This window comes from Bradyrhizobium sp. NBAIM18 (assembly GCF_020193825.1).
In the GTDB taxonomy this organism is placed as follows: domain Bacteria; phylum Pseudomonadota; class Alphaproteobacteria; order Rhizobiales; family Xanthobacteraceae; genus Bradyrhizobium; species Bradyrhizobium yuanmingense.
The window spans coordinates 665,320-688,673 of the sequence record NZ_JADYVO010000001.1; the positions used below are offsets into that span (position 1 = coordinate 665,320).

At 64.6% G+C, this 23,354-nt stretch carries 22 protein-coding genes; 7 read left to right on the forward strand and 15 right to left on the reverse strand.

Translation table 11 applies throughout. The features are described 5' to 3' along the window. Positions 1 to 82: 82 nt before the first annotated feature. A complete protein-coding gene (locus tag I6F17_RS03145) occupies positions 83 to 772 on the forward strand; it encodes an aspartate/glutamate racemase family protein (RefSeq protein WP_225123948.1) in 690 nt (229 codons plus the stop codon). A gap of 30 nt (positions 773 to 802) precedes the next feature. Here I6F17_RS03145 and I6F17_RS03150 read toward each other — a convergent pair whose 3' ends face one another. The 6 genes from I6F17_RS03150 to I6F17_RS03175 all read right to left on the reverse strand — a co-directional run bounded on the left by I6F17_RS03150 (position 803) and on the right by I6F17_RS03175 (position 6,685). Then, positions 803 to 1,588 carry an ABC transporter permease gene (locus I6F17_RS03150; RefSeq protein ID WP_225123947.1) on the reverse strand — a complete coding sequence of 262 codons (786 nt, stop codon included), beginning with the start codon at positions 1,586 to 1,588 and terminating at the stop codon, positions 803 to 805. Then, positions 1,585 to 2,397, reverse strand: a complete 813-nt coding sequence (locus I6F17_RS03155) for an ABC transporter permease (RefSeq protein ID WP_225123946.1) — start codon at positions 2,395 to 2,397, stop codon at positions 1,585 to 1,587. The genes I6F17_RS03150 and I6F17_RS03155 overlap by 4 nt, the downstream gene beginning before the upstream one ends. Positions 2,398 to 2,465: 68 nt before the next feature. Next, positions 2,466 to 3,512: an ABC transporter substrate-binding protein gene (locus tag I6F17_RS03160; protein WP_225123945.1), complete on the reverse strand. Its 1,047-nt coding sequence runs from the start codon at positions 3,510 to 3,512 to the stop codon at positions 2,466 to 2,468. Positions 3,513 to 3,533: 21 nt separating this feature from the next. Then, on the reverse strand, positions 3,534 to 4,841 hold the full coding sequence (locus I6F17_RS03165) for an FAD-binding oxidoreductase (protein ID WP_225123944.1): 1,308 nt from the start codon (positions 4,839 to 4,841) through the stop codon (positions 3,534 to 3,536). A 14-nt stretch (positions 4,842 to 4,855) separates the two neighbouring features. Continuing rightward, positions 4,856 to 5,572 (reverse strand): HAD family hydrolase, encoded by a 717-nt coding sequence (locus tag I6F17_RS03170; protein ID WP_036042390.1) that lies wholly within the window; start codon positions 5,570 to 5,572, stop codon positions 4,856 to 4,858. 33 nt (positions 5,573 to 5,605) lie between these two features. Beyond that, positions 5,606 to 6,685, reverse strand: coding sequence for an ABC transporter ATP-binding protein (locus tag I6F17_RS03175; RefSeq protein WP_036042391.1), 1,080 nt, complete (start codon positions 6,683 to 6,685; stop codon positions 5,606 to 5,608). Positions 6,686 to 6,895: 210 nt separating this feature from the next. Between I6F17_RS03175 and I6F17_RS03180 the strand changes: the two genes are divergently transcribed. After that, positions 6,896 to 7,834, forward strand: coding sequence for a LysR family transcriptional regulator (locus I6F17_RS03180; protein WP_225123943.1), 939 nt, complete (start codon positions 6,896 to 6,898; stop codon positions 7,832 to 7,834). A 140-nt stretch (positions 7,835 to 7,974) separates the two neighbouring features. Here the strand turns inward: I6F17_RS03180 and uxuA are convergent, their stop codons facing one another. From uxuA to I6F17_RS03210, 6 genes are all read right to left on the reverse strand, one after another. Further along, on the reverse strand, positions 7,975 to 9,165 hold the full coding sequence (uxuA, locus tag I6F17_RS03185; RefSeq protein ID WP_225123942.1) for a mannonate dehydratase: 1,191 nt from the start codon (positions 9,163 to 9,165) through the stop codon (positions 7,975 to 7,977). Positions 9,166 to 9,237: 72 nt separating this feature from the next. Then, the gene (locus I6F17_RS03190; protein WP_225123941.1) at positions 9,238 to 10,287 is read right to left on the reverse strand and encodes an L-idonate 5-dehydrogenase; all 1,050 of its coding nucleotides are present in this window, start codon (positions 10,285 to 10,287) and stop codon (positions 9,238 to 9,240) included. Further along, a complete protein-coding gene (locus tag I6F17_RS03195; RefSeq protein WP_036042393.1) occupies positions 10,284 to 11,690 on the reverse strand; it encodes a TRAP transporter large permease in 1,407 nt (468 codons plus the stop codon). Before I6F17_RS03195 ends, I6F17_RS03190 begins: the two co-directional genes overlap by 4 nt. A 4-nt stretch (positions 11,691 to 11,694) precedes the next feature. Then, on the reverse strand, positions 11,695 to 12,273 hold the full coding sequence (locus tag I6F17_RS03200) for a TRAP transporter small permease (protein WP_036042394.1): 579 nt from the start codon (positions 12,271 to 12,273) through the stop codon (positions 11,695 to 11,697). Positions 12,274 to 12,493: 220 nt separating this feature from the next. Continuing rightward, the gene (locus I6F17_RS03205) at positions 12,494 to 13,471 is read right to left on the reverse strand and encodes a sialic acid TRAP transporter substrate-binding protein SiaP (protein WP_225123940.1); all 978 of its coding nucleotides are present in this window, start codon (positions 13,469 to 13,471) and stop codon (positions 12,494 to 12,496) included. Between the two features lie 70 nt (positions 13,472 to 13,541). Then, a complete protein-coding gene (locus I6F17_RS03210) occupies positions 13,542 to 14,378 on the reverse strand; it encodes a FadR/GntR family transcriptional regulator (RefSeq protein WP_225123939.1) in 837 nt (278 codons plus the stop codon). A 143-nt stretch (positions 14,379 to 14,521) separates the two neighbouring features. Between I6F17_RS03210 and I6F17_RS03215 the strand changes: the two genes are divergently transcribed. Both I6F17_RS03215 and I6F17_RS03220 read left to right on the forward strand, forming a co-directional pair. After that, positions 14,522 to 16,006, forward strand: coding sequence for a mannitol dehydrogenase family protein (locus I6F17_RS03215; RefSeq protein ID WP_225123938.1), 1,485 nt, complete (start codon positions 14,522 to 14,524; stop codon positions 16,004 to 16,006). Positions 16,007 to 16,101: 95 nt separating this feature from the next. Further along, positions 16,102 to 16,509 (forward strand): nuclear transport factor 2 family protein, encoded by a 408-nt coding sequence (locus tag I6F17_RS03220; RefSeq protein WP_036007097.1) that lies wholly within the window; start codon positions 16,102 to 16,104, stop codon positions 16,507 to 16,509. A gap of 24 nt (positions 16,510 to 16,533) precedes the next feature. On the opposite strand, the gene I6F17_RS03225 is transcribed toward I6F17_RS03220, so the two are convergent. Next, positions 16,534 to 17,289: an HAD family hydrolase gene (locus I6F17_RS03225; protein WP_225123937.1), complete on the reverse strand. Its 756-nt coding sequence runs from the start codon at positions 17,287 to 17,289 to the stop codon at positions 16,534 to 16,536. 155 nt (positions 17,290 to 17,444) lie between these two features. Here I6F17_RS03225 and I6F17_RS03230 point away from each other — a divergent pair, with 155 nt between their 5' ends. After that, entirely contained in the window at positions 17,445 to 18,293 is an 849-nt protein-coding gene (locus I6F17_RS03230; protein WP_225123936.1) for an SDR family oxidoreductase, read from the forward strand. Between the two features lie 122 nt (positions 18,294 to 18,415). After that, positions 18,416 to 19,684, forward strand: coding sequence for a serine hydrolase domain-containing protein (locus I6F17_RS03235; protein WP_225123935.1), 1,269 nt, complete (start codon positions 18,416 to 18,418; stop codon positions 19,682 to 19,684). A 55-nt stretch (positions 19,685 to 19,739) separates the two neighbouring features. Here the strand turns inward: I6F17_RS03235 and I6F17_RS03240 are convergent, their stop codons facing one another. Then, positions 19,740 to 20,627 (reverse strand): dienelactone hydrolase family protein, encoded by an 888-nt coding sequence (locus I6F17_RS03240; RefSeq protein WP_225123934.1) that lies wholly within the window; start codon positions 20,625 to 20,627, stop codon positions 19,740 to 19,742. Between the two features lie 614 nt (positions 20,628 to 21,241). Between I6F17_RS03240 and I6F17_RS03245 the strand changes: the two genes are divergently transcribed. Further along, positions 21,242 to 21,820 (forward strand): MarR family transcriptional regulator, encoded by a 579-nt coding sequence (locus I6F17_RS03245; protein ID WP_225123933.1) that lies wholly within the window; start codon positions 21,242 to 21,244, stop codon positions 21,818 to 21,820. 12 nt (positions 21,821 to 21,832) lie between these two features. Here the strand turns inward: I6F17_RS03245 and I6F17_RS03250 are convergent, their stop codons facing one another. Next, positions 21,833 to 22,789: a hypothetical protein gene (locus I6F17_RS03250; RefSeq protein WP_225123932.1), complete on the reverse strand. Its 957-nt coding sequence runs from the start codon at positions 22,787 to 22,789 to the stop codon at positions 21,833 to 21,835. Positions 22,790 to 23,354 lie beyond the last annotated feature (565 nt).

Below are 23,354 nucleotides of genomic sequence, written 5' to 3' on the forward strand. Positions count from 1 at the left end.
TACAGGCCCTGCCGCGGCCATGATGGCGAGGTTCGGCATCTTCGTCTACGATCCCTCTGAATCACTGTTCGGGAGCACCGGAATGCAAACCATTGGCCTGATCGGCGGCATGAGCTGGGAGAGCACCGCGCTTTACTACAAGCTCATCAACGAACGGGTCCGCGACCGCATCGGCAAGCTGCATTCGGCCCCGCTTCTGATGTATTCCTACGATTTCGAGGAGATCAAGCAGATGCAATATGCCGGCCGCTGGCAGGAGGCGGCGGCGAGCCTGGCGGAGGTCGCGCGGCTGCTCGAAAGTGCCGGCGCGCAGGCGATCGTGCTGTGCACCAACACGATGCATAAATTGGCGCCCGAGATCATATCCAGCGTGAGCGTTCCGTTCATCCACATCGGCGATGCGACGGCCGAGCGGATCCGGGGCAAGGGATATCGGCGGGTCGGGTTGCTTGGCACCAAGTTCACGATGGAGGAAGACTTCTACATCGACCGATTGCGCGCGCACGGTCTCGACGTCATGGTCCCTCCCGCGGACGAGCGCGCCGAGGTGAACCGCATCATCTACGACGAGCTGTGCCTCGGCAACGTCGCCGCGCCCTCGCGCCGCCGCTACCAGGAGGTGATGGCGGCGCTCGTCGCCGGCGGCGCCGAGTGCATCATCCTCGGCTGCACCGAGATCACCATGCTGGTCGGCCCTAATGACACGTCGGTCGAGACGTTCGACACCACCGCCATCCATGCAGAGACGGCCGCCGATTTCGCCATCGGGTGATTTGATCTCCTCAATTTCAGCCCGTTATCCTCACCCGCTTCGCTTCTGCCGCGCGCTCGCCAGCAGCACCAGCATGAATGAGGCCGCCGTCATCAAGGTCGAGATCGCGGCGATGGTCGGATCGATCTCGTCGCGCAGCGCTGTGAACATGCGCTTGGTCAACGGCTGATACTGGCCACCGGAAATGAACAGCGCGACGATGGTCTCGTCCATCGCCGAGATGAAGGCGAAGATTCCGCCCGCAACCACGCTGGACTTGATCTGCGGCAGCGTCACCGCGAAGAAGCTGCGCAGGCGGTTCATGCCGAGGCTGCGTGCCACCATCTCCTGCGCGGGATCGAAACTCTGCAGGCCCGCGAGCACCGAGATGACGACATAGGGCAGGCCCAGCATCACGTTGGCCAGCACGAGGCCGGGCATGGTCGCGACCAGACCGACTTTGGCATAGACGAAGAAAATGCCGACGGCGGTGATGATGATCGGCACCACCAGCGGCAACAGAAGCGCCAAGTGGATCAGCCTCATGATGCGCAGCTTCGACTGGCTGATGGCATAGGCGGCGGCCACCCCGAACGGGGTCGCGATCACGACGGTGAGGAGGGCGACCGCCAGCGTCACCTGCGTCGCCTGCATCCAGGCGGGATTTGAGAAATATTGCTGGTACCAGCGCAGCGAAAAGGACGGTGGCGGAAAGGTGAGAAAGCGCGCGCTGGAGAACGAGATCGGCGCGATGATCAGAACGGGAATGATCAGATAGATCAGCACCAGCGCGCTGATCACATAGAGGGCAATCCGTGCGGGCGAGGCGCGCATCATTTCTGCCCCAACACGCGATCGAGCGAGATGAAGCGGCTTACAATGAAGAAGATCACGAGCACACTGATGAGCAGCACGACGGCGACCGCGCTCGCGGCGCCGAACTGGTTGTAGAGCTCGACATTGCGGCTCACCAGCATCGACACCATCACGGTGCGGCCGCCGCCGAGCAGCTCCGGCGTGATGTAGAAGCCGAGGCAGAGCACGAACACCATGGTGCAGCCGGCGAGCACGCCCGGCAGCGACAGCGGCAGGAACACGCGGACGAAGGTCAGCGAGGGACTCGCGCCCAGGCTGGCACCAGCCTGCATGAGATCGTTCGGAATCTTCTGCATGGCGGCGTAGAGCGGCAGCACCATGAAGGGCAGCAGGATGTGCACGGTCGCAACCACCGTGCCAAAGGTGTTGTGGACCAGCGCGAGCGGCTCGGAGATCACATCGAGATAGCGCAGGAACTGGTTGATCACGCCGGTGCGCTGCAGCAGCGCCAGCCAAGCATAGGCGCGGACCAGCACGCTGGTCCAGAACGGCAGCACGACCAGCGACAGGATGACGATGCTCCACCCTTTCGGCACCGAATTGGCGAGGTAGGCCACGGGATAGCCGAGCAGCAGCGCGATGGCCGTGACCGCGAGGCTGATCTCGAAGGTCAGCGCAAAGCTGCGCCAGTAGACGTCTTCGGTGAAGACGCGGCGATAATTCTCCAGCGTGAAGCCGTCATGGTAGATCGACTGCCAGGCCAGCCAGCCGACCGGCAGCACGATCAGAGCCAGGATCACCAGCAGCGCCGGCGACACCAGTGCCAGCATCAGGCCGTGCTCACGGCGCTGATGTTTTTGGGAGGGATCTGGCACTGAAGTCGTCAACGCTGCCTCGCTCACTTCTGCATGAAGGACGCCCAGCGCTTCTCGGCGGCTTCGCCGGCCGGCGAGGACCACCAGGCGTAGGACATCAGCGCTTGCTTCGCCGCATTGGCCGGCTCGCTCGGCAATTGCGCGGCGCGCTCGGGCTTGATCACGCTGGTCTCGAATGCCTTGGGATTGCCCGGACCATAGTCGATGTGCAGTGGCAGATTGGCCTGGTGCACGGGATCAACGGCCTCGTTGAGGAATTTTATCGCGCTGGCGAGATTCGGCGCGCCCTTGAGGATACAGAGCGAGGTGCTCTGCAGGATGCCCTGGTTGTAGGTGAAGCTAACCTTCGCGCCTTCCTTGGCGACGGCACTGACGCGGCCATTCCAGGCCATCTCCATGTCGACCTCGCCGTCATTGAGCAACTGCGCCGACTGTGCGCCCGAGGTCCACCACACGGTGATGTGCGGTTTGATCTCTTCCAGCTTCTTGAAGGCGCGGTCGACGTCGAGCGGATAAAGCTTGTCCGGTGCGACGCCGTCGGCCATCAGCGCCGCCTCTAACGTTGCAAACGGATGGTTGCGCAGCGCGCGGCGGCCGGGGAATTTCTTCACGTCCCAGAAATCGGCCCAGCTGTTCGGCGCGTCCTTCGGGAATTTCTTCTGGCTGTAGGCAAGCACGCTGGAATAGAACTCGTAGGATACCGAATACGGGCTGCGATAGGCCTCCGGCATCGCCGCGCCGTTTGGAATCTTCGAGAAGTCGAGCTTCTCCATCAGCCCCTGTTCGCCGCCGCGCAGGCAGTTACCGGTCGGGGTGTCGACGACGTCCCAGATCGGCTTGCCGCTGCCGACCTGCGTCTTGATCGCGGGCCAGGCATCGGGAATGGAGTCCTGGTTGATGGTGATGCCGAGCTTCTTGGCGGAGGGATCGAGGATCGCCACCGTCTGCGCCTTCTGATAGGCGCCGCCCTGCGAGACGAAGGTGATCTGCTCGGCGGCATCAGCCGCGCTGGTCAGTCCGATTGCGCCCAGCAGCGCGCAGCCCAATCCAAATTTCTGCTTCATTGTCATCCTCACCTCCTCCAAATGATCTCACCGACCGATCGCATCGAGAAACTGGTACCAGCCGGCGACCATGCGCACGGCGGGCTCCCGCAGCGGATAGAACGGAATCGCCTTCATGCGCCGCGCGTCGAGCAGGCCGACGTCGGGCGTCTCGCCGCGCACGAAGGCGGCGAGATAGCTGCCCATCAGGCTCGACATCGCAACGCCTGCGCCGTTGTAGCCGACCGAGAAGAGCGTGCGGTCATCGAGCCGGCCGATATGCGGGACCGAGTCCAGCGTCATCGCGACCAGGCCCGACCATTTGTATGCGAGCGGGACATCGGCGAGATCGGGGAAGATGCCGACCATCGCCTTGCGCAAGGCATCGAATGCGGCCTGCGAGTCCTGCTTGCCGAAGGCGCCGCGGCCGCCGAAGATGACGCGGTTGTCGACCATGCGGAACCAGCGCATCATGCGCTTGGTCTCGGTGTAAGTGCGCCCCGTCGGCATCAGTTTTCCCGCGAGATTGCCGGGAAGCCGCTCGGTTGCGACCATGGCGCTGCGGAACGGGATCAGCGTGCGCTGCAGATGCGCCGTCGCGCCGGTCAGATCCGAATAGCTGTTGGTGGCGATGATCGCCTGCCTGGCGCGCACCGCGCCTTTCGGTGTCTCGGCAACGATGCCGTCCTTCTCGCGCCGGAGCTTGACGACCGGCGACTCCTGGAAAATCGGAACGCCGCGGCTTGCAACGCCATTTGCGAGGCCGCGCAGATAGTTCAGCGGATGGATCCCGCCCGAGCCGGGATTCAGCACACCGCCGACAAATATCTCGGAGCCGGTCTCCTCGCGCACGCCGTTCTTGTCGAGGATGCGGACCGCGGCCGAGCCCATCTCGCGCGTCATCCAGTTGGCTTCGTCGATCGCGGCCTTGAGCGTCGTCTCGTTGTGCGCGGCCTTGACCTGGCCGGTGCGCACAAGGTTCGCGCTGGTAATGCCGAGTTCGGAGACGAGCTCCTCGACCATGTCGGTCGATTCATGCGCGATCTCGTACATGCGCCGCGCCATGGCGCGACCATGCGCGGCGTCGATCTCGCGGAACGAGAGGCGGAATTTTGCGGTGATCACGCCGCCATTGCGCCCGCTCGCGCCCCAGCCGGGACGGTTGGCCTCGAGCACGACGGGGCTGAGCCCGCTCCTGGCGATGTGGTGCGCGGCGGAGAGGCCAGTGTAGCCGGCGCCGATGATCACCACATCCGCCTGTTGCTCGCCCGACAGCACGGGAAACGCGCGCGCCGGCTCCGCCGTGGCTTCCCACAGCGAATTGACCGAAGGCAGCGCGCGCCAGTCCCGTGTCATGCCACAGCGCTCCGTTACGCCGCCGGACCGATGGCCGCGTCGGCAAGCGCCTTCAACGTCGGATAATGGAAGTCCGGCTTGGTCAGCGTCTCCACTGCCGGCGTACCGCCGAAGCCGGCAATGCCCTGGCGGCGCTCGATCCAGCACACCTTGTAGCCGAGCTTCCGCGCGATCCCGATGTCGTGATACTGGCTCTGCGCGACGTGCAGGATGTCGGACTGCTTGTAGCCGAAGGCGGACTGGCGGCCCTTGTTGTAGGCGAAGAATTCCGGGTTCGGTTTTGCAACGCCGGTGTCGTCAGCACAGACGGTGTCATCGAAGGGATTGCCGAGCGCATGCGCGTAGCACGACAGCGCCACGCGGTCGGCATTGGTCATCGCGACCAGGCGGAATTTCGTGCGCAGGCGCTTCAGCGCCTCGACCGAGTCCGAGAACGGCCCCCAGCGCAGCACGGCGAGCTGGAACACGTCACAGGAGGCATCGTCCGCCGGCAGCCCGAGCTCCTTGGCGAGATAGCGATACACGTGGAACATCACCTCGCTCGAACGCTCGTAATGCTTGTCGCGCCCGCGCTTGTAGGATTCGAAGATCTGCTCGTCGCTGAGCTCGGTCGCCTTCTTGCCTCCGATCTTGCGCACCGCTTCAAGTACGCCGGTCTCGAAATCGATCAAGGTGCCGACGACGTCGAAGGTGAGAACCTTGAAATTGCTGAACGAGGCTTGGGTCGACATATCGCTTCTTCTCTCGGTTGAACAAGGCTGGATTCAGTCCACCCTGGGCACGACAATGGTGTCCTCGGGATGGAGGGTGACGGTGAGGCTGCCGCCGAGCGGCGGAATGCGGTGATAGGCCTGGTGATAGCTCGGCTGGCGCAGGCTGAGCGCGATGCCGTCGGCGAGCGCGAGGAAAATGCGCAGGCTCTCGCCCTGATAGACGATGTCGGTGACGGTCCCGGTCAGCCGGTTACAGGCGACATCCTGCGCGCCGTCATCAATCAGCAGCTTCTCGCTGTGCACGGCCAGCATCAGGGCATCGCCATCGGGAATGGCGCGTGCGCTGCGCAGCAAGGCATTGCCGAGCGCAACGCTGGAAGCATCGACGCGGCGGACCGGCAGCATCGTGGCTTCGCCGATGAAGCTGGCGACGAAGGAATCGACCGGATGGTCATGCAGCCGCGCCGGCTCGTCGATCTGGACCAGCCGGCCGTCCTTCATGACGGCGACGCGGTCGCTCATGGTCAGCGCCTCGCGCTGGTCATGGGTGACGTAGATGATGGTCGCGCCGATGCGCTTGTGCAACGCGCGCAGCTCGATCTGCATGGATTCGCGCAGCTGCTTGTCGAGCGCGGAAAGCGGCTCGTCCATCAGGATCAGGCGCGGCTCGAAGATCATGGCGCGCGCCAACGCCACGCGCTGGCGCTGACCGCCGGAGAGCTGCGCGATGCCGCGCTCTTCATAGCCGGCAAGCCCGACCATGCTGAGCGCTGCGCGCACCTTGTCCGGCCAGAAGGATTTCGGCAGGCGTCGCGCGCGCAGGGGAAAGGCGACGTTCTCCCCGACGCTCATATGCGGAAACAGCGCGTAGTTCTGGAACACCACGCCGATGTCGCGCTTGTGCGGCGGCATGTAGGTGACGTCACGGCCTCCGAACAGAATCGTGCCTGAGGTCGGCAGGATGAAGCCGCCCAAAATGCCGAGCAGCGTGGTCTTGCCGGAGCCGGAGGGGCCGAGCAGCGAGACGAATTCGCCGGCGCCGACATTGAGGGAAACGTCGTCGAGGGCGCGAACGGCGCCATAGGCCTTGCTGGCCGACCTGATCTCGACGCTTTCCGCTCGTTTGTCCAACGATCGACCTCGCGTGTCCTTGCGCTGGCGTGCCTCACTGCGCGCCATAAGCCTGCTTTATAGACAGGGATTTGGAGCACACACGGCCGAAGCGTGCGCTGCACCAAATCCTCTCTCGAAGGGCCTGTCTTTAAGCTGTCATGCTGATGACACCAGACTTGGCAAAATCCGGCAATTGCCAAATTCTCACCGCGCTCATAACATGACGTTATGCCCGAGCTCCGCCGCATGCTGCCGTCCAGCAACGCCCTGTTCGTCTTCGACGCGGCGGCGCGCAATGGCAGCTTCACGGCTGCGGCCGCCGAGCTGAACGTCACGCAGCCGGCGGTGAGCCGGATGCTCGGCCAGTTCGAGGAGCATCTCGGCGTTCGCCTGTTCGATCGCAAGGCGGGCCGCGCGGTGCTCACCGAAGAAGGCGAGCTGCTCTATCGCCGCGTGCTCGAAGGCTTTCGCAGCATCGAGAGCGGGCTCGTCGAGATCGAGCGGCGTCGCAAGGGCACCGAGACGGTGACGCTGTCGGTCTCCTCCGCCTTCACCACGCACTGGCTGATGCCGCGCATCGACAAGCTGCAGAAGCAGTTTCCGCAAGTCGATCTGCGTTTCCAGTTGATTTCCGGCGCGCTGCGCGGGCCGGTGGAGAATGTCGATCTCGGCATGCGCTTCCGCGATCGCGACGAGCCGCCCTCCGGCGGCACGCTGGTGATGAAGGAAGTGATGCTGCCGATGTGCAGCCCTACCTATCTCGGCGAGACCGATCCCACCGAGGGCAACACCATCATTCGCCTCGCCGAGACGCCGGGCGACTGGGCCGCGGATTACGCTTCGCTTCTCACCGGCCGCCGCGGCGCGGCCAAGGCGCTGAGCTTCACCGACTATGCCGTCGTGGTGCAGGCCGCCCTGCTCGGCCAGGGCATTGCGCTCGGCTGGCTGACGGTCGCCTCGCACTGGCTGCTCACCGGCGCGCTGGTGCCGGCCTCCGACCGGCTCACCACCACGCGCCGCATCTGCGAATTCCTGCCGCCGCGCAACCGGGTCATGCGCCCGATCGCCGCCGAGATCCGCGACTGGATCATCGCGCAGATGAAAAGCGAGATCGCCGCGATCGACCGGCTCTATCCGAAGCTCGGCGCCATGGCGGCGTGTTATTGAGCAGGCGGCGTCGCGGTGAGCCCCGCTCTCTCCACGTCATTGCGAGCGCAGCGAAGCAATCCAGAGTCTTTCCGCGGAGGGATCCTGGATTGCTTCGTCGCAAGGGCTCCTCGCAATGACGGTGGAGAGAGCTTTGCCCGCTACCGATGCTCGATCGCCCTGATCGCGCCGCGGAGCTCTGCGAGGCCCCGCAGGCGGCCAATGGCGGTGTAGCCGGGATTGGTGCGCTTGGTGGCGGCGAGATCGTCGAGCATGCGGTGGCCGTGATCGGGACGGAACACGATTCTCTTGTCCGGTGCGCGCCGCGCGTTCTCCTTCAACAGCGCCTTGAGCACCGCGATCATGTCGACGTCACCGTCGAGATGGTCGGACTCGTAGAACGACAGGACGTCCGCCTCGCGCTTGGTCGCGCGCAGATGGGCGAACGCGATGCGCGGGCCGAAGCGCTCGGCCATATCAGGGAGATTGTTCTCCGCGCGCACGCCGAGCGAGCCGGTGCAGAAGCAGATGCCGTTGGCCTTGGACGGCACGGCATCGAACAGCGCCTGATAATCGTCGGCGCTGGAAGCAATGCGCGGCAGGCCGAACAGCGGCCGCGGCGGATCGTCCGGATGCAGCGTCAAGGAGACATCGAGCTGCTCGGCCACCGGCGTCACGCGCGCGAGGAATTCCGCGAGATGCTGCCGCAATATCTTTGGCGTGATGTCGCGATAGGTGTCCAGCCGATCGCGGAATTGCGGGATCGTCATCGGCTCGGTGGTCGAGCCCGGCAGCGCGCTGGCAATGACCATGACGAGATAGTCGATATCCGCCTGGCTCATCTGCTCGAACAGCTTTTTAGCGCGCGCCTGCTGCTCGGGGGTATACTCCTGAGCAGCCGCCGGGCGCTTCAGGATGTGCAGCTCGAATGCCGCAAAGCGGTCCTGGTCGAAGCGCATGGCACGGGCGCCGTTCGGCAGCTCCCATTCCAGATCGGTGCGGCACCAGTCCACCACGGGCATGAAGTTATAGCAGATGATCTTGATGCCGGACGCGGCGACCGCCTCCAGGCTCGCGATCCACGCCTCGATCGACTTGGTCGCTTTTCCGCCGAGGCGCTTGACGTCGTCAGGGATCGGAATCGATTCCACCACCGACCAGGTCAGCTGCGAGCGGCCGGGCTGGCCGTTCTCGATGAAGTTCTTGCGCTCCTCGACCGCCTTGCGCGTCCAGGCCTCTCCGATCGGCACCTGATGCAGCGCCGAGACGATCTGGCTCGCCCCGGCCTGCCTGACATCATCGAGCGAGACCGGATCATCCGGCCCGTACCAGCGCCATCCCTCCAGCATCATGTGCTGCCTCCCAAAGCGTTTTCGAGCGAAGTGGCTACCGGTTCGCGTGAAGAAAACGCGTCAAAACAAAAGTCAGTTCGCGGTCAGCACGACCTTGACGCTCTGCGAACGGTCGAGCGCCAGCCGCAGCGCGTCGGGCGCGGTCGAGAGCGGCCGCGCGGCGGTGACCAGCGACAGCACATCGACGCTGCCGTTGCCGATCAGTTCCACCGCATTCATGAACTCGAAGCCGAAGCGGAACGAACCGCGCAGGTCGATCTCCTTGGCCATCACCGCATTCGACGGCGTCGGGATCTGGCCGCCCGGCAGATTGCCGACCTGCACCACGACGCCGCCGCGCCTGACGATGCCGATCGCGCTGGCAAGGCCCGCGGCAGTGCCCGAGACCTCGAACGCGACGTCATAGGGGCGCGACGCAGCCTGCGCCTTCAACCCTTCCTCGCTGGCAGAGACGTTCTCGACGTGGGAGGCGCCGAGCTTGGTCGCAAAGGCCAGCGGCGCCGGGGCGATGTCGGCCACGGTGATGTCGGCCATGCCGGCGCGGTGCGCCGCGAGCATGGTCAGAAGCCCGATCGGGCCGGCACCGAAGATGATGCCGCGCTTGCCCTCGATCTTGCCGGCGCGCGCGACCGCGTGCAGGCAAACCGCGAGCGGCTCGGCCAGTGCCGCCGCCTGGTAGGAGACGTGATCGGGAATCTTCACGCACTGCGCCGGGATCGCGTCGAAGTAATTGGCGAAGCCGCCTTGCATGTGCGGCGTCTTCGAGGCCGAACCCATGAAATAGATGTTCTCGCACAGGTTCGGCCGTCCCTCGCGGCAGGCGACGCAATGGCCGCACCAGCGCGACGGGTTGACCGCGACGCGGTCGCCGACCTTCAGGTTCGCGGCGGCACCGGAGATCTCGACGACCTCGCCGGAGATCTCATGGCCCAGCACCAGCGGCGACTTCACCACGAAGTCTCCGGTACGGGCATGACGGAAATAGTGCATGTCCGAGCCGCAGATGCCGCCGGCGCCGAAGCGGATGCGCACCATGCCGTTAGCGAGCCTGTCGAGCGGACGCTCGATCATGCGCAGGTCTTCGGGGCCGAACAGGGTCGCGGCGAGAGCAGTCGAGGTCATTTGGAGAGTCCCATGTATTTTGGCAGCCAGAGGGTCAGTTCGGGAATGAAGGTGATCGCGATCAGCGCCAGCATCAGCGGCACCAGCCAGGGCAGGATCGCCACCGTCGTGCGCTCGACCGAGAGCTTTGCCACGCGGGCGAGCACGAACAGCACCATGCCGAGCGGCGGATGCAACAGGCCGATCATCAGGTTCAGCGTCATGATCAGGCCGAAATGAATGGGGTCGATGCCGAGCTTGAGCACGATCGGGAGCAGGATCGGCACCAGGATGGTGATCGCCGCCGTGGTGTCGATGAAGCATCCCACGAACAGGATCAGCACGTTGGCGAGCGCCAGGAACACCCATTTGTTCTGGGTGATGCTGAGCATCCAGTCCGAGAGCATCTGCGCCGCCTGTGACACCGTGAGCAGCCAGGCGAAGATCGAGGCCGCGGTGACGATGAACAGCACCGAGGCCGTGGTCTCGATGGTGTCGAACGTCGCCTTGGCGACGGTCTGGAACGTCATGGTGCGGTAGCGGACGAGGCCGAGGAACAGCGACCAGATCACCGCGGCGACGGCGGCTTCCGTCGGCGTGAACCAGCCGAGCGTCATGCCGCCGATCAGGATCACCGGCGCCATCAGCGCCATCACCGCCGAGAAGTCGAAATACCAGTCGATCAGGAGCAGCGTGCCGAGGCCGATGACGACGGCCGTGTTGACCGAAAGGCCGGCCAGCACCATCAGCCAGATCGCCATCGGGAACGACAGCACGATCAATATCTCGAGCCCGGCCGAGCCGAGCTGCGGCCAAGAGAACGGCGTGTCGCTGCCCCATTTGTTCTTGTGCGCGAAATAGGTGACGGTCACCATCATGAACAGCGTCAGCACGACGCCGGGAATGACGCCGCCGAGGAACAGCGCGCCGATCGAGACGTTCGCCATCATGCCGTAAATCACGAAGGGCAGCGACGGCGGGATAATCGGCCCGAGCGTTGCCGAAGCCGCGGTGACGCCGACCGAGAACTCGGTGGAGTAGCCGTGGTCCTTCATCGCCTTGATCTCGATGGTGCCGAGGCCGGCTGCGTCCGCGATCGCGGTGCCGGACATGCCCGAGAAGATCACCGAGCCGATGATGTTGACGTGGCCGAGGCCGCCGCGCATCCACCCCACCAGCGCGACGGCGAATTTGTAGATGCGCCCGGTGACGCCGGCGATGTTCATGAGATTGCCGGCCAGGATGAAGAAGGGCACGGCGAGCAGCGGAAAGCTCTCGACGCCAGCGATCATGCGCTGCGCCAGCGTAACGTCGGGCGTCACGCCGCTGACCAGGATGTAGAGCAGCGACGATACGGCCATGGCGATTGCCACGGGAACGCCGAGCAGCATGAGAACGAGAAAGCCTCCGAGCAACAGCAGCATGGTTTTATCCTTCCGATCCGTCGTAGGCACCGGGACGTTCGAGGACCGAGTAACCCTGCCGCCAGTTCTGGATTGCCACCTGCACGGAGCGTGCGAACATCAGCACGAACCCGAGCAGCACGGCGTAATACACATAGTCCTTGGGAAGATTGATGGTGGTCATCTGCTCGTCGCCGATGATCTGAATGTAGACCCAGACCAGCTTGATGGCGTAGCCGAAGAAGGCGATCCGGATCAGGTCGATCGCGGTCGACAGCACGCGCCCTACGGCATGCGGCAGGTAGCGATAGACGAGGTCGACCTGGATATGCCGTGACAGCCGTACGCACATCGACGAGCCGATGAAGACCACGCCGATCAGGCAATAGGTCGCGATCTCCTCGGTCCAGGCGTAGCTGTCGTTGAGCACGTAACGGGTGAAGAACTGCAGGAAGACGGCGAGCGCCATCACCCAGAAGATCGCCAGCGCCACCCAGTCCTCGAACGCGTAGACGCCGAGATCGACCTTCGGCGTCGCCTCCTCCTCGAAGGTGTGCGCGATCTCGTCCGCGGTGATCTGCCGGTGGATTTCGGCGGTGGACATGGGTACCTCTCTCCAAATCGTCGTTCCGGGGCGACGCGTCAGCGTCGGACCCGGAATGACGTCTTTGTTCTACTGTCTCACGCTTGCTCCGCTCCTCATCCTGAGGAGCTTGCGAAGCAAGCGTCTCGAAGGATGCCCCCCGGGCGACACCGGGCCTTCATGGTTCGAGACGCGCTTCGCGCTCCTCACCATGAGGGTCTTATGGCGGGGCAAGCGGCGGTCACTTGACCGCCTGGATCTTTTCCCAGTCGGCCTTGCGGTACCCGAACGTCTCGAACGCGACGTTCTTCAGCACGGTGTCGCGGAACTCGTTCTTGTCGACCTCGGTCACGGTCAGGCCCTTGTCCTTGAAGAAGGCGACCAGCTTGGCCTCGTTCTGCTTGATCTCTCCGGTGGCCTTGGCAGCCGCCTCCTGCGCCACGTCGGTGAAGATCTTCTTGTCCTCGTCGCTGAGCTTCTTCCACAGCGCGCCGGCGATCACCGTGTTGAGATGGTCGACGATGTGGCCGGTCAGCACGATGTGCTTCTGCACCTCGTAGAACTTCTTGGCCTCGATCGTGGTCAGGGGATTTTCCTGCGCCTCGACGGTACCGTTCTGGAGCGCGAGATAGACCTCGGCGAACGCGATCGGCGCGGTGTTGGCGCCGCAGGCGCGCGGCATTGCGAGATAGGCCGGAACGTCGGGCACGCGGATCTTCAGGCCCTTCATGTCGGCGCAAGTCTTGATCGGCTTGTTCGACGAGGTCTGGCGCACGCCGTAATAGGTCACCGCGACGATGTGGTGGCCGCTCTTGTCCTCATAGCCCTTGGCGAGCTCCTTGAAGATGTCGCTCTTGGTGTAGGCGAGCAGATGATCGGCATCGCGGAAGGTGTAGGGATAATAGGTCACGCCGATCGGCGCGAAGCTCTTGGCCGCGAAGCTCGATCCGGAGATGATGATGTCGACCGAACCGAGCGAGAGGCCCTGGTTGATGTCGGTCTCCTTGCCGAGCTGAGAGGCCGGATAGACCTCAATCGCGTACCGGCCGTTGGTGCGCTTGCCGATCTCCTGCGCGGCCCAGACCGAGGCGGTGTGGAACGGCTCCGAGGGCTCGTAGACATGGGCCCATTTGAGCTTGGTCTGCGCCATGCCCGCGCTGGTCGCTGCCAACAGCGTGGCGGCGGACATCACTGCTGCAATCGTCATCTTCTTCAACATCGACTTTTCCTCCATCGTTCAAGTCTGCTTCTTGTTTGCCGCCCCGGCATGGATGCGGGCCGCCCAATCCTTATCGCCGCCGCGAGCTGCCGGTCTTGGCCCGTTCTTTGGCTCGTTCTTTAGCCCGCTTCTTCGGTGGTCGCTTTGGTGTCGCCGGCTTGGCCAGGGATCGCGCGGTCCGGCTTCGCCCCGAGGCCGCTGCTGCGGCGTTCTCGGCGCCAAAGTTCTGTGCAAAGCGCTCCTGGGATCGCGCCAGATGAACGCGCATGGCTTCGCGCGCCGCCTCGGGATCACGCGCCGCGATCGCGTCGCGCACGGCGCGATGCTCGTCGAGTGCCGTGCGCCACGTGCCCGGGTTCTCGAAATAATGCGCGAGCTGCGCGAAATAGGGATTGAGCCGCTGGTCGAACAGCTCGCCGACCACGCGCACCAGCACGGCGTTGCCGAGGCTTCCGGCGATGGCGACGTGGAACGCACGGTCGTGCACCATCGAGGCTTCGCCGGGATGCTCGACATTCTCCATCGCGACCAGGGAGGCGTCGATGCGGGCGACGTCACCCTTCGTCGCCACGCGCGCGGCCTGTTCGGCGATGGCACTCTCCAGGAATTCGCGGGCGCGCAACAGCTCGAACGGGCCCTCGATGACGGCAGCTTGTGTGGGCGCGGCCACGGCGGCGGGCTCGATCACATAGATGCCGGACCCGACGCGGATGCGCAGGCGCCCTTCGACCTCGAGCGCAATCAAGGCTTCGCGCACCGTGGGCCTCGACACCTTGAGCTGTTCGGCGAGGTCGCGCTCGGTCGGCAAGCGGCTGCCGACCGCGTACTCGCCGCTGTCGATCAGGCTTCGCAATTGATCGGCGACCTGGCGATAGAGCCGTCTCGCCTCCACAGCTTCCAGCGGCACGCTGGTCCTCCCGAAAAGGTCTCGCGCGGCGCCTCCGGCGCCCGCGACCCGCCAATTTTGGAAAATTGGTCTTACCAATTGACCGGAGCATTGACCTGATACGGACGCCATGTCAAGCAGCGGCAAAGCAAGGGGAGACGTCCATGCGCCAGAGCTCGATGCGCCTTGGTCGCGCCAATCTCGACCGGCTGGCACCTGCCATCCGCCGTCCGGCCTATGACCGTTCGCGCGTCACGCCCGGCATCGTGCATCTCGGGCTCGGGGCGTTTCATCGTGCCCATCAGGCTGTGGTCATCGACGACTGCCTTGCTAGCGGCAGCATGTCCTGGGGCATCGTCGGCGCGAGCCTGCGCAGCCCGGATACGCGCGACGCCCTCGCCCCGCAGGACCATCTCTACACAGTCGCTGTGCGTGCCGCCGAAGGTACCGAGCACCGGGTCATCGGCGCCCTGCTCGACAGCGTCGTCGCGCGCGAGAAGCCGGGAGCCCTGGTCGAGCGGATGGCCGATCCAGCCATCCGCATCGTCTCGCTCACGGTGACCGAGAAGGGCTATTGCCACACGCCGCAGACCGGCGATCTCGACGAGCGGCATCGTGATGTCGTGCACGACCTCAATAATTTCGACGCGCCGCGCTCGGCGCCGGGCTTCATCGTCGCCGCGCTGGCACGGCGGCGGGCGCAGGGTCTTTCGCCCTTCACCGTGCTTTGCTGCGACAATCTTGCCGCCAACGGCCAGACCGTGCAGCGGATCGTGACGCAGTTCGCCGCGCTGCGCTCGAGGGAACTCGGCAAGTGGATCGCGGATGCGGTCGCTTTCCCCTCGACCATGGTCGACCGCATCGTGCCGGAGACGACGGATGCCGACCGCGATGCGGTCGCATCTGCGCTCGGCATGCGCGACGCCTGGCCTGTCATGACCGAGCCGTTCACGCAATGGGTGGTCGAGGACCGCTTCACCGCGGGCCGGCCGGACCTTGCCGCAGCGGGGGTCGAGCTCGTCGGCGACGTCAAGCCGTTCGAGCTGATGAAGTTGCGGCTCCTCAACGCCAGCCATTCCGCGCTGGCCTATCTCGGCTATCTCTCCGGCTACGAGACCATCGCCGACACCATGCAGGATCCGCATTTTGCGCGCCTTGCCGCGCAGGTCATGGAAGAGGCCGCGGTGACGCTGACGATGCCCGCGGGCACGGATCTCGCCGCCTATCGCGCCTCGCTGCTCAAGCGCTTCGCCAATCCGGCGCTGCACCATCGCACCTGGCAGATTGCCATGGACGGCTCGCAAAAGCTGCCGCAGCGGCTGCTCGGCGCGATACACGATCGCCTTGCCAGAGGCCTGCCGATCGCAACGCATGCGCTCGCGGTCGCCGCCTGGATGCGCTACGTCAGCGGCGTCGACGAGCAGGGACGGCCGATCGACGTGCGCGATCCATTCGCCGCCGAGTTCGCCGCGCTGGCGCGCGAGGCAGGACCCGTTGCGGAGCGCCTCGCACCGGCACTGCTCGGGGTAGCAAAGGTGTTCGGGCCGCTCGGCGCCGAGCCGCGCCTGCGCGAGGCTGTTGCCGCGGCGCTCGGCCGCCTTTATGCCGACGGCGCGCGGCGGGCCGTGGCAACGCACGTTTCGGCGTGACCACGACGCGGGCAGCATCCTGAATGCTGCACTGCGGCCAAAGTCGACGGAAAGTCGCGCTTGATTTTTGCCTGTCCTTGCCCCACCCGAGAGCGATGGGAAACGACACCAAGGTCATCGCCGCCAACGCGGCCTTTTACGCGGCGTTCTCGACCGGCGACTTCGCCGGCATGGAACGGATGTGGGCGGATGACGACGGCATCTCCTGCATCCATCCCGGCTGGCCGGCCATCATCGGCCGCGCCACCGTGATCGGAAGCTGGCGCGACATCCTGCAAAACCCGCAGCGGCCGCAGATCGTCTGTGCCGAGCCGCAGGCCATCGTCGACGGCGACAGCGCGCGCGTGCTCTGCATCGAGATCGTCGACGGCACCGCGTTGGCTGCGGCGAACCATTTTCGCCGCGTCGGCGACGACTGGCGCCTGGTGCACCATCAGTCCAGCCCGATCGCGCAGATTGTCGAGCAGGCCGAGGACGATAGAGCAAGTCACCGCGTCCACTGAGCACGGCGATCACGCGAGCGTGATCTACTGTGCATGGGGTTGTTTTTCAGTTTTTGTTTGGCGGTCGGAAAGTTCCGACAGATCGTCGAGCACGATGTGCGCGCCGGTGAAGTCGTCGTCCCCGAAGAACATGCTGCGGGTGATCAGAACCGGGATGCCGGCGCGCGAGGCCGCGACCAGGCCGTTGGCGGAATCCTCGATCGCAACGCAGTCGGACGCCTCGAGCTTCAGCCGCGCCAGGATCTCGAGGTACACGTCCGGCGCCGGCTTCTTGTGCCTGACGTCGTCGCCGGCGACGATCGCATCGAAATCCGCGGCCCAGCGTTTGCCCAGCGCCTGCGACAGCAGCGCATCGATATTGCCGTGCGATGTGGTGGTCGCAATCGCAAGCCGCTGGCCGCGCGCCTTCGCGGCCCTGAGCAAATCCGTCACGCCTGGCCGCAAGGGACAGCGGCCGGTCTCGACCAATTCGGCATAATGCGCGGTCTTGATGCGGTGAAGTTCTGCGATGTCCCCGTCCGACAAGGGCGGAGCGGTCACTAGCCTCTCGTGGTAGGTGCGCATGCGCTCCTTGCCGCCCGTCACCCGCAACAGGTCCTTGTAGACGGGGCGGTCCCACTGCCAGTCGAGACCGAGGCGGGCGAAGGCGAGATTGAAGGCCTGCCGATGCAGCTCCTCGGTTTCGGCCAGGGTGCCGTCAACATCGAAGATCAGCGCGGCCGCTCCCCGGATCAGTTCGGCGGCGTCTGCTGGCGCCTGAACCAACGCTTCGGCCTGCATGATCGATGCCTCCCTTCCGGCGCTGCGTAAAGCGATCATCGGCCGAGCCGGAGGGCGAGACAAATCGCAATATCTTTTGCCGGACCCAAAAATCTCTTATGAGCGAACTGCGCGCGACGGCGCGAACGGGAACTTTCGATCTGCACAGGAGACGCATGCGGCTCTTCATCCTCGGCCTCGGCTACAGCGCGCGGCATTTCGTCCGCAAGCACGGCGGCAGCTTCTCGCATGTCGCCGGTACCGTACGCGATCCCGCGCAGCGGAATGACCTTGCCGGGATCGAGGTGCATCCATTTTCCGGCAGCCCTCCGTCGCCCGAGACGGTTGAACGGGTTCGCGACGCCGACGTCCTCCTGGTATCGATCCCGCCCGGCAGCACCGGCGATCCCGCGATCGCGGCGTTTGGCGGCGTGCTGCAGGGAAGCCGCCGCAAGGTCGTCTATCTCTCCACCATCGGGGTGTACGGCGATCACGCAGGCAGCTGGGTCGACGAGAGCACGCCGCCGCAGGCCATCCTCGACCGCACGCGGATGCGGATCGCGGCGGAGCAGGCCTGGACGGATGCGACGGGCGGCGATGCCGCGATCCTGCGGCTTGCGGGCATCTACGGTCCCGGCCGCAACGCGCTGGCGACACTGCGCGCGGGAACGGCGAGGCGCATCATCAAGCCGGGACAGGTGTTCAACCGCATCCACGTCGACGATATCGCGAGCGCGATCATGGCCGCTCTTCGTCACCAGGGCGGCGGCGTTTGGAACGTCTGCGACGATGAGCCGGCGTCGCCGCAGGACGTGATCGGCTATGCCGCGCAGCTGATGGGCGTGGCGCCGCCGCCGGAAGAAGCGTTCGCCACCGCCGAGATGTCGGCGATGGCGCGCAGCTTCTATGCCAGCAGCGCCCGCGTCTCCAATAAGAAATTGAAGCACGAGCTCGGCGTCACGCTGGCCTGCCCCACCTATCGGCACGGCCTCGACGCTCTCTGGCGCGCAGGCGAAGGACGTTAGGGTTCCGGCGCTCCGATGCGTCCCAGACATGCCGCCCCCGCGCTTGACTTCGTCCCTGTGCGGTCATGATCTAGGCATCGAGCGAGCCACTGCACAACGAGCTCGCCTCTTGGGAGAATGCAATGAACAAGACGATCGCCATGATCGCGGCAACGATTGCTGTCGTCACGCTCGGCGCCGCGCGCGCTGCGCCGCTGCCCGAAGCCAATCCCGACGATGTCGGATTTTCGAAGCAAGGCCTTGCACGCCTCGATAATTTCTTCGCGCGCGAGATCGCGGCCAAGCGCGTTCCCGGCGCAGTGGTCGCCATCGCGCGCGACGGCAAGCTCGTCCACTACAAGGCCTATGGCCTGCTCGATCCGGCCAAGGGTACGCCGATGCCGCTCGATGCGATCTTCGCGCTGGCCTCGATGACCAAGCCGATGGCAGCGGTCGCCGGCCTGACGCTGATGCAGCAGGGACGGCTGCCACTCCAGGCCAAGCTGTCCGAATACTACCCGGGCTTCGCCGACATGAAGGTCGGCGTGCCTCAGGCGGACGGATCACTCAAGCTCGAACCGCAGGCCTCGCCGATCTTCATCCACGATCTCTACCGGCATACGTCGGGGCTGATGTATGGCGGCCGCCCCGACTCATCGAGCCCGGTGGCGCGGCAATATCCCGATGGCATTGCGCCGGCGATCGAAGGCGACACCCAGGCTTTCATCGATCGCATCACCAAGCTGCCGCTGGCGCAGCAGCCCTCGACCGCGTTCGAATACGGTTTTTCGATTGATGTGCTCGGCGCTGTCGTCGAGAAGGTGAGCGAGCAGAAGCTTGGCGACTATCTCGCTGCCAATGTCTGGCAGCCGCTCGGCATGAAGGATGCGACTTTCCATCCGACCGAGGCGCAGCGCCCGCGCCTCGCCCGCCCCTTCCCGAACGATCCGCTGACGGGCAAGCCGCAGGCCATCAAGCTCCTGGACACTCCAACCAAGTTCGACTGCGGCGGCGCCTGCTCCTTCGCGACGGTCGGCGACTACATCCGCTTCGGACAGATGTTGCTCAACGGCGGCGAGCTCGACGGGCAGCGCATTCTAGGTCCGAAGACCGTCCGTCACATGACGGCGAACCATCTCGGCCCCGAGATCAAGAACAACGTCGCCAATGTCGAGCCGCATCGCGGCGGCTTCGGCTTTGGCCTTTCGGTGGCGGTCCGGACCAGCGAAGGGTTATCGTCAGTCCCCGGCAATCCGGGCGAGTTCACCTGGAACGGAGCCTACGGGACGCAGTTCTTCTGCGATCCCAAGGAGCGTCTCGTCGTCGTCGTGGGCACAGCGGCACCGGGTGAGCTCAGGAAGTATTATCGCGAGCAGGTTCAGGACATCGTCTACGGCGCGATGACGAAGTGAGACCGTCACATGAAAGAGAAAGGGCGGCCACTTGGGCCGCCCTCTTGATTGACCGTCAGCTCAACACGCCGTGTTTCTTGAACCAGGCCTCTGCCTGCTTCCAGGCATCTTCCGCGGCGTCCTTGCGGTAGCTGCCGCGATAGTCGGCATGGAAGCCGTGCGGCGCTTCGGGGTAGATCTTGAAGTCGGCCGTCTTCTTGCTCTGCGCGAGCGCGGCCTTCATCTGCTCGACCTGGGCGACGGGAATGCCGGTATCGGCGCCACCATAGAGGCCGAGCACCGGCGCCTTCATCTCGGGCGCGAGCTGCAGCGGGCTCTTCGGCCACAACGGGTTGGCTGGATCGACCAAGGTCCCGTAGAAGGCAACGCCCGCCTTGAGCGCACCGCTGTGAGCGGCATATTCCCAGACCGTGCGGCCACCCCGGCAGAAGCCGATGATGCCGAGCTTCGTTGTGTCGCCGCCTTGCGATCCTGCCCAGGCGACCGTCGCGTCCAGATCCGACAACAGCTCCGCGTCCGGCTTCGCATTCACCACCGGCAGCAGCTCCTTGATATCCGTCACCTTGGTCAGGTCGATGCCCTTGCGGAAATAATAGTCGGGCGCCACCGCGAACGCGCCGAGCTTGGCGAGGCGGCGCGTCACGTCCCGGATGTATTCGTGCAGGCCAAAGATTTCCATCGCCACGATGACCACCGGCGCCTTGGCGTTGCCGGCCGGGCCGGCGAAATAGGCGGGCATTTCCTCGGAGCCGACCTTGATCTTGGCATCGCCGGCCTGGAGGCCGCTGGTATCCGTCGTGATGATGTCGGCCCGGACCGGACCGGCCGCGAGCGTGTAGCCAGCGGCGACGGCCGCGGTGGCGCTCATGAATCCGCGGCGCGAGAGCGGGGCAACTTTCGTCAGTCCAACGACGTCGGATGTCATGGTGGTTTCAAAGCTCATCGATCTTCCCATTCCTGATTCCCATGCTGATGCCCCTCGGGCGCCGCATTCGCCCGTAATTGCCGGATAAACGCAAGTCACCAGCCTGCGAGCACGCGGCTCACCACTTCATCCCTTCGTTAGCGAGCACCGGTGTCCGCCGCCCGCCGGAGCGTGGGCCGTGTGCCGTGTGCCGTGTGCCGGACTTAACCGTCTGGCTGCACTGCATCGCAACATCCATTAACCGAAAAAAATGGTTCTTTGCCTGCCGGCCAGGCCGCTTGTCGCTGCACAGAATGCGCCTGAGCGCACACCCGACAGGCTCTGCCGCAACAAATAGCAATCGCAGCGACGATGGTGACACATCATGTGCTTACGCATCGCTCATCATCGCCAATTCCGTGCGAACCGCCGTCATTTGATTGAAATTTTCGAAAGATCTTGGCCGCGCGATTTACCCGGTCTTTCTTTGTGACACCCTAGTTCCACGGCCGGAAGTTCCATCTTCGGAAACGCAGAGGCTTCTTCCCGCGACGCGCGATGCTCGCCCGCAACGGACGAAGCAGCGCGAGCGGGTCTCCGATTGCGCTAGCGGAGGCCCAATTGAATAAACGTTTGTCCGACCTGGAACTGAAATGAATTTGGCTCGTGAATCGATTGAACTGTTGGAGCAGGCCGCACGCATCCTGTGGTTCGAAGGCACCAAGCACGGTTTGCGCGACCGCGAATGGATGGCGCTGCGCTTCCTCTCCCGCGCCAACCGATTTTCCCGAACCCCCTCGGCGCTGGCGAGCTACGTCGGCACCACGCGCGGCACCGCCTCGTTCATCATCGGCGAGCTCGAGCGGCTCGGTTATCTCGAGCGGAAGCGCTCGGCGACGGACAAGCGGTCGGTGACGTTGAGCGTGACCCAGCAGGGCAAGAAGTTCCTGGTGCGCGATCCCGTCAACGTCCTTCTCGAAGCGATTGCTGTTCTCGACGATGAAGTCAAAATCCGCTTCCGCGACACGTTCCGGCACGTGCTGGACCACTCCGATGCCGCCGAGCAGCGGCACCACACCGACGTCTGCAAGCGGTGCATCTTCCTGCGGGAGGATCGCGCCAGTGCCGACAGCAAGACGACGGTCGAGTTCAGCTGCCGCCTTTTTCGCGCGCCGATCGCGGAGGCGGAGGTCGATCTGCTGTGCACCAGCTTCGAGCATCACCGCCAATAGAAGGCGGCTCGATCAGGGCGTTGCCTTGCGTGACGAATAGATGACGCCGCCGCTTGATTCCACCACCAGGCGCCCGTTCTCGTTCCTGATCTCTTCGATGCGGCCAAGGCCGGGCACCTGTTGTCCCAGCACGGCTTCGATGACACCGTTCGGGCCCTGCAGGATCGCAATTCCCTCATAGGCCTGGCGGACCGACCAGCCCTTGATCGCCTTGCGCGGCGCCGATGCACGCTCGGGTGCAGGCACCGATCCCGTGAATTCGGGCGCGGCGACCGCGGCCATCATCGGCCCTTGCGCTGACACCGGCTGCGTCTGCACCGTCGCCGGCGCGGGCGCTTGAGCTTGGGTCTGCGCCTGAGCGAGCTTGTCGAGCTTCACCGTAGAGGACGAGCTCACCCGCTCGATCCGGTCGAGATTCTCGGCAAACCGGCCGAAGCGATCGTTCGTGACCTTGCTGGATTGATCGACCGCGGTCCGCAAGCCATCGAGGTTTTCAGACACGCTCGACACCTGCTTGCGCAGTTGCGCGACGGTCTCGCGCAGATTCCTGATCTCCGCATTGGCCGCAACGTTGTTTGGCGCGGGCTGGGTGGTGAGATAGGCGATCACGCCGGTGCAGGCGCAGACCACCAGCATGGCAGCGACCGCCAGAGTTGCGAGCGGCGCGACCCAGGTCGGACGGGGTGGCGGCGGCTTCGCCACGATCACGGCCGGCTTGATCACGACCGGCGCCGGCTTCGGGATCGCCATCTTGTCGAGGCGGGCCTTGGCACGAATCCGCTTCAAGCCGTCGAGTGCCTCCTTTGCGAGAGCCTCGTCGCTCGCCGTCGCCGATACGCGCTTTGCACTCGCGGCAGGCTTGGTCGTCCGCGCCGCGTTGTCCAATGAATCGCTCGCCTCCGGCGCTGGCTTCGCCGCCGCGGAAGCGTCCGCGGTCGCGTTGGGACGAGCTTGTCCATCGGACAACATATGAAAATGCTCCGTTCGGTTCGGTCTGTCGAGCGACGACGTTATCTGTCGAAGCTTGCCTGAAACGTGCGGGTCGAAAGCCGTTCATCGCGCGCGATGCGTCGTCGCATGAGTCGATCGCGCCACACACGTGGCGATAGTGCGACTCGAAAGACACACACTCGCCAAGATTTCATCAAGCTGGAGGCGCGGCGCAGACGTGAGTCGAACTTCCGCATGCGGAAAAGCGAGTTCCAGAGTCAATCCGGGGTTGAAAACCCATCAATGTGCGTGCCCCGGAGCACCACCCGAAATAGCTGTAATTGTACGGGGATGCGGAACTATACAACCATCACGATGCAAAACTAGTTTCGTATCAAAATCAACTGATACGATCGAATACATCAAGAAACACCCGAAACAAATCAACAGCATCAAGCGCGTGTAGCAATCGCTTTCTTCCGCACGCTTGATCGGGAATCGGCAATCGCTACGGTTCTACTCAAGTGATTCTCGCCAGTTGGCGAGGAGATCGACACGGTTTCAGCAGTGTTCGGACGCGATGAGCAACTTGGCGCAACTGTTC

Bases quoted from the DNA above. Each gene is read 5' to 3' on its own strand.
- I6F17_RS03145 (WP_225123948.1), top strand. From the start codon at position 83: ATGCAAACCATTGGCCTGATCGGCGGCATGAGCTGGGAGAGCACCGCG.
- I6F17_RS03150 (WP_225123947.1), bottom strand. From the start codon at position 1,588: ATGATGCGCGCCTCGCCCGCACGGATTGCCCTCTATGTGATCAGCGCG.
- I6F17_RS03155 (WP_225123946.1), bottom strand. From the start codon at position 2,397: ATGCTGGCACTGGTGTCGCCGGCGCTGCTGGTGATCCTGGCTCTGATC.
- I6F17_RS03160 (WP_225123945.1), bottom strand. From the start codon at position 3,512: ATGACAATGAAGCAGAAATTTGGATTGGGCTGCGCGCTGCTGGGCGCA.
- I6F17_RS03165 (WP_225123944.1), bottom strand. From the start codon at position 4,841: ATGACACGGGACTGGCGCGCGCTGCCTTCGGTCAATTCGCTGTGGGAA.
- I6F17_RS03170 (WP_036042390.1), bottom strand. From the start codon at position 5,572: ATGTCGACCCAAGCCTCGTTCAGCAATTTCAAGGTTCTCACCTTCGAC.
- I6F17_RS03180 (WP_225123943.1), top strand. From the start codon at position 6,896: ATGCCCGAGCTCCGCCGCATGCTGCCGTCCAGCAACGCCCTGTTCGTC.
- uxuA (WP_225123942.1), bottom strand. From the start codon at position 9,165: ATGATGCTGGAGGGATGGCGCTGGTACGGGCCGGATGATCCGGTCTCG.
- I6F17_RS03190 (WP_225123941.1), bottom strand. From the start codon at position 10,287: ATGACCTCGACTGCTCTCGCCGCGACCCTGTTCGGCCCCGAAGACCTG.
- I6F17_RS03195 (WP_036042393.1), bottom strand. From the start codon at position 11,690: ATGCTGCTGTTGCTCGGAGGCTTTCTCGTTCTCATGCTGCTCGGCGTT.
- I6F17_RS03200 (WP_036042394.1), bottom strand. From the start codon at position 12,273: ATGTCCACCGCCGAAATCCACCGGCAGATCACCGCGGACGAGATCGCG.
- I6F17_RS03205 (WP_225123940.1), bottom strand. From the start codon at position 13,471: ATGTTGAAGAAGATGACGATTGCAGCAGTGATGTCCGCCGCCACGCTG.
- I6F17_RS03215 (WP_225123938.1), top strand. From the start codon at position 14,522: ATGCGCCAGAGCTCGATGCGCCTTGGTCGCGCCAATCTCGACCGGCTG.
- I6F17_RS03220 (WP_036007097.1), top strand. From the start codon at position 16,102: ATGGGAAACGACACCAAGGTCATCGCCGCCAACGCGGCCTTTTACGCG.
- I6F17_RS03225 (WP_225123937.1), bottom strand. From the start codon at position 17,289: ATGCAGGCCGAAGCGTTGGTTCAGGCGCCAGCAGACGCCGCCGAACTG.
- I6F17_RS03230 (WP_225123936.1), top strand. From the start codon at position 17,445: ATGCGGCTCTTCATCCTCGGCCTCGGCTACAGCGCGCGGCATTTCGTC.
- I6F17_RS03235 (WP_225123935.1), top strand. From the start codon at position 18,416: ATGAACAAGACGATCGCCATGATCGCGGCAACGATTGCTGTCGTCACG.
- I6F17_RS03240 (WP_225123934.1), bottom strand. From the start codon at position 20,627: ATGAGCTTTGAAACCACCATGACATCCGACGTCGTTGGACTGACGAAA.
- I6F17_RS03245 (WP_225123933.1), top strand. From the start codon at position 21,242: ATGAATTTGGCTCGTGAATCGATTGAACTGTTGGAGCAGGCCGCACGC.
- I6F17_RS03250 (WP_225123932.1), bottom strand. From the start codon at position 22,789: ATGTTGTCCGATGGACAAGCTCGTCCCAACGCGACCGCGGACGCTTCC.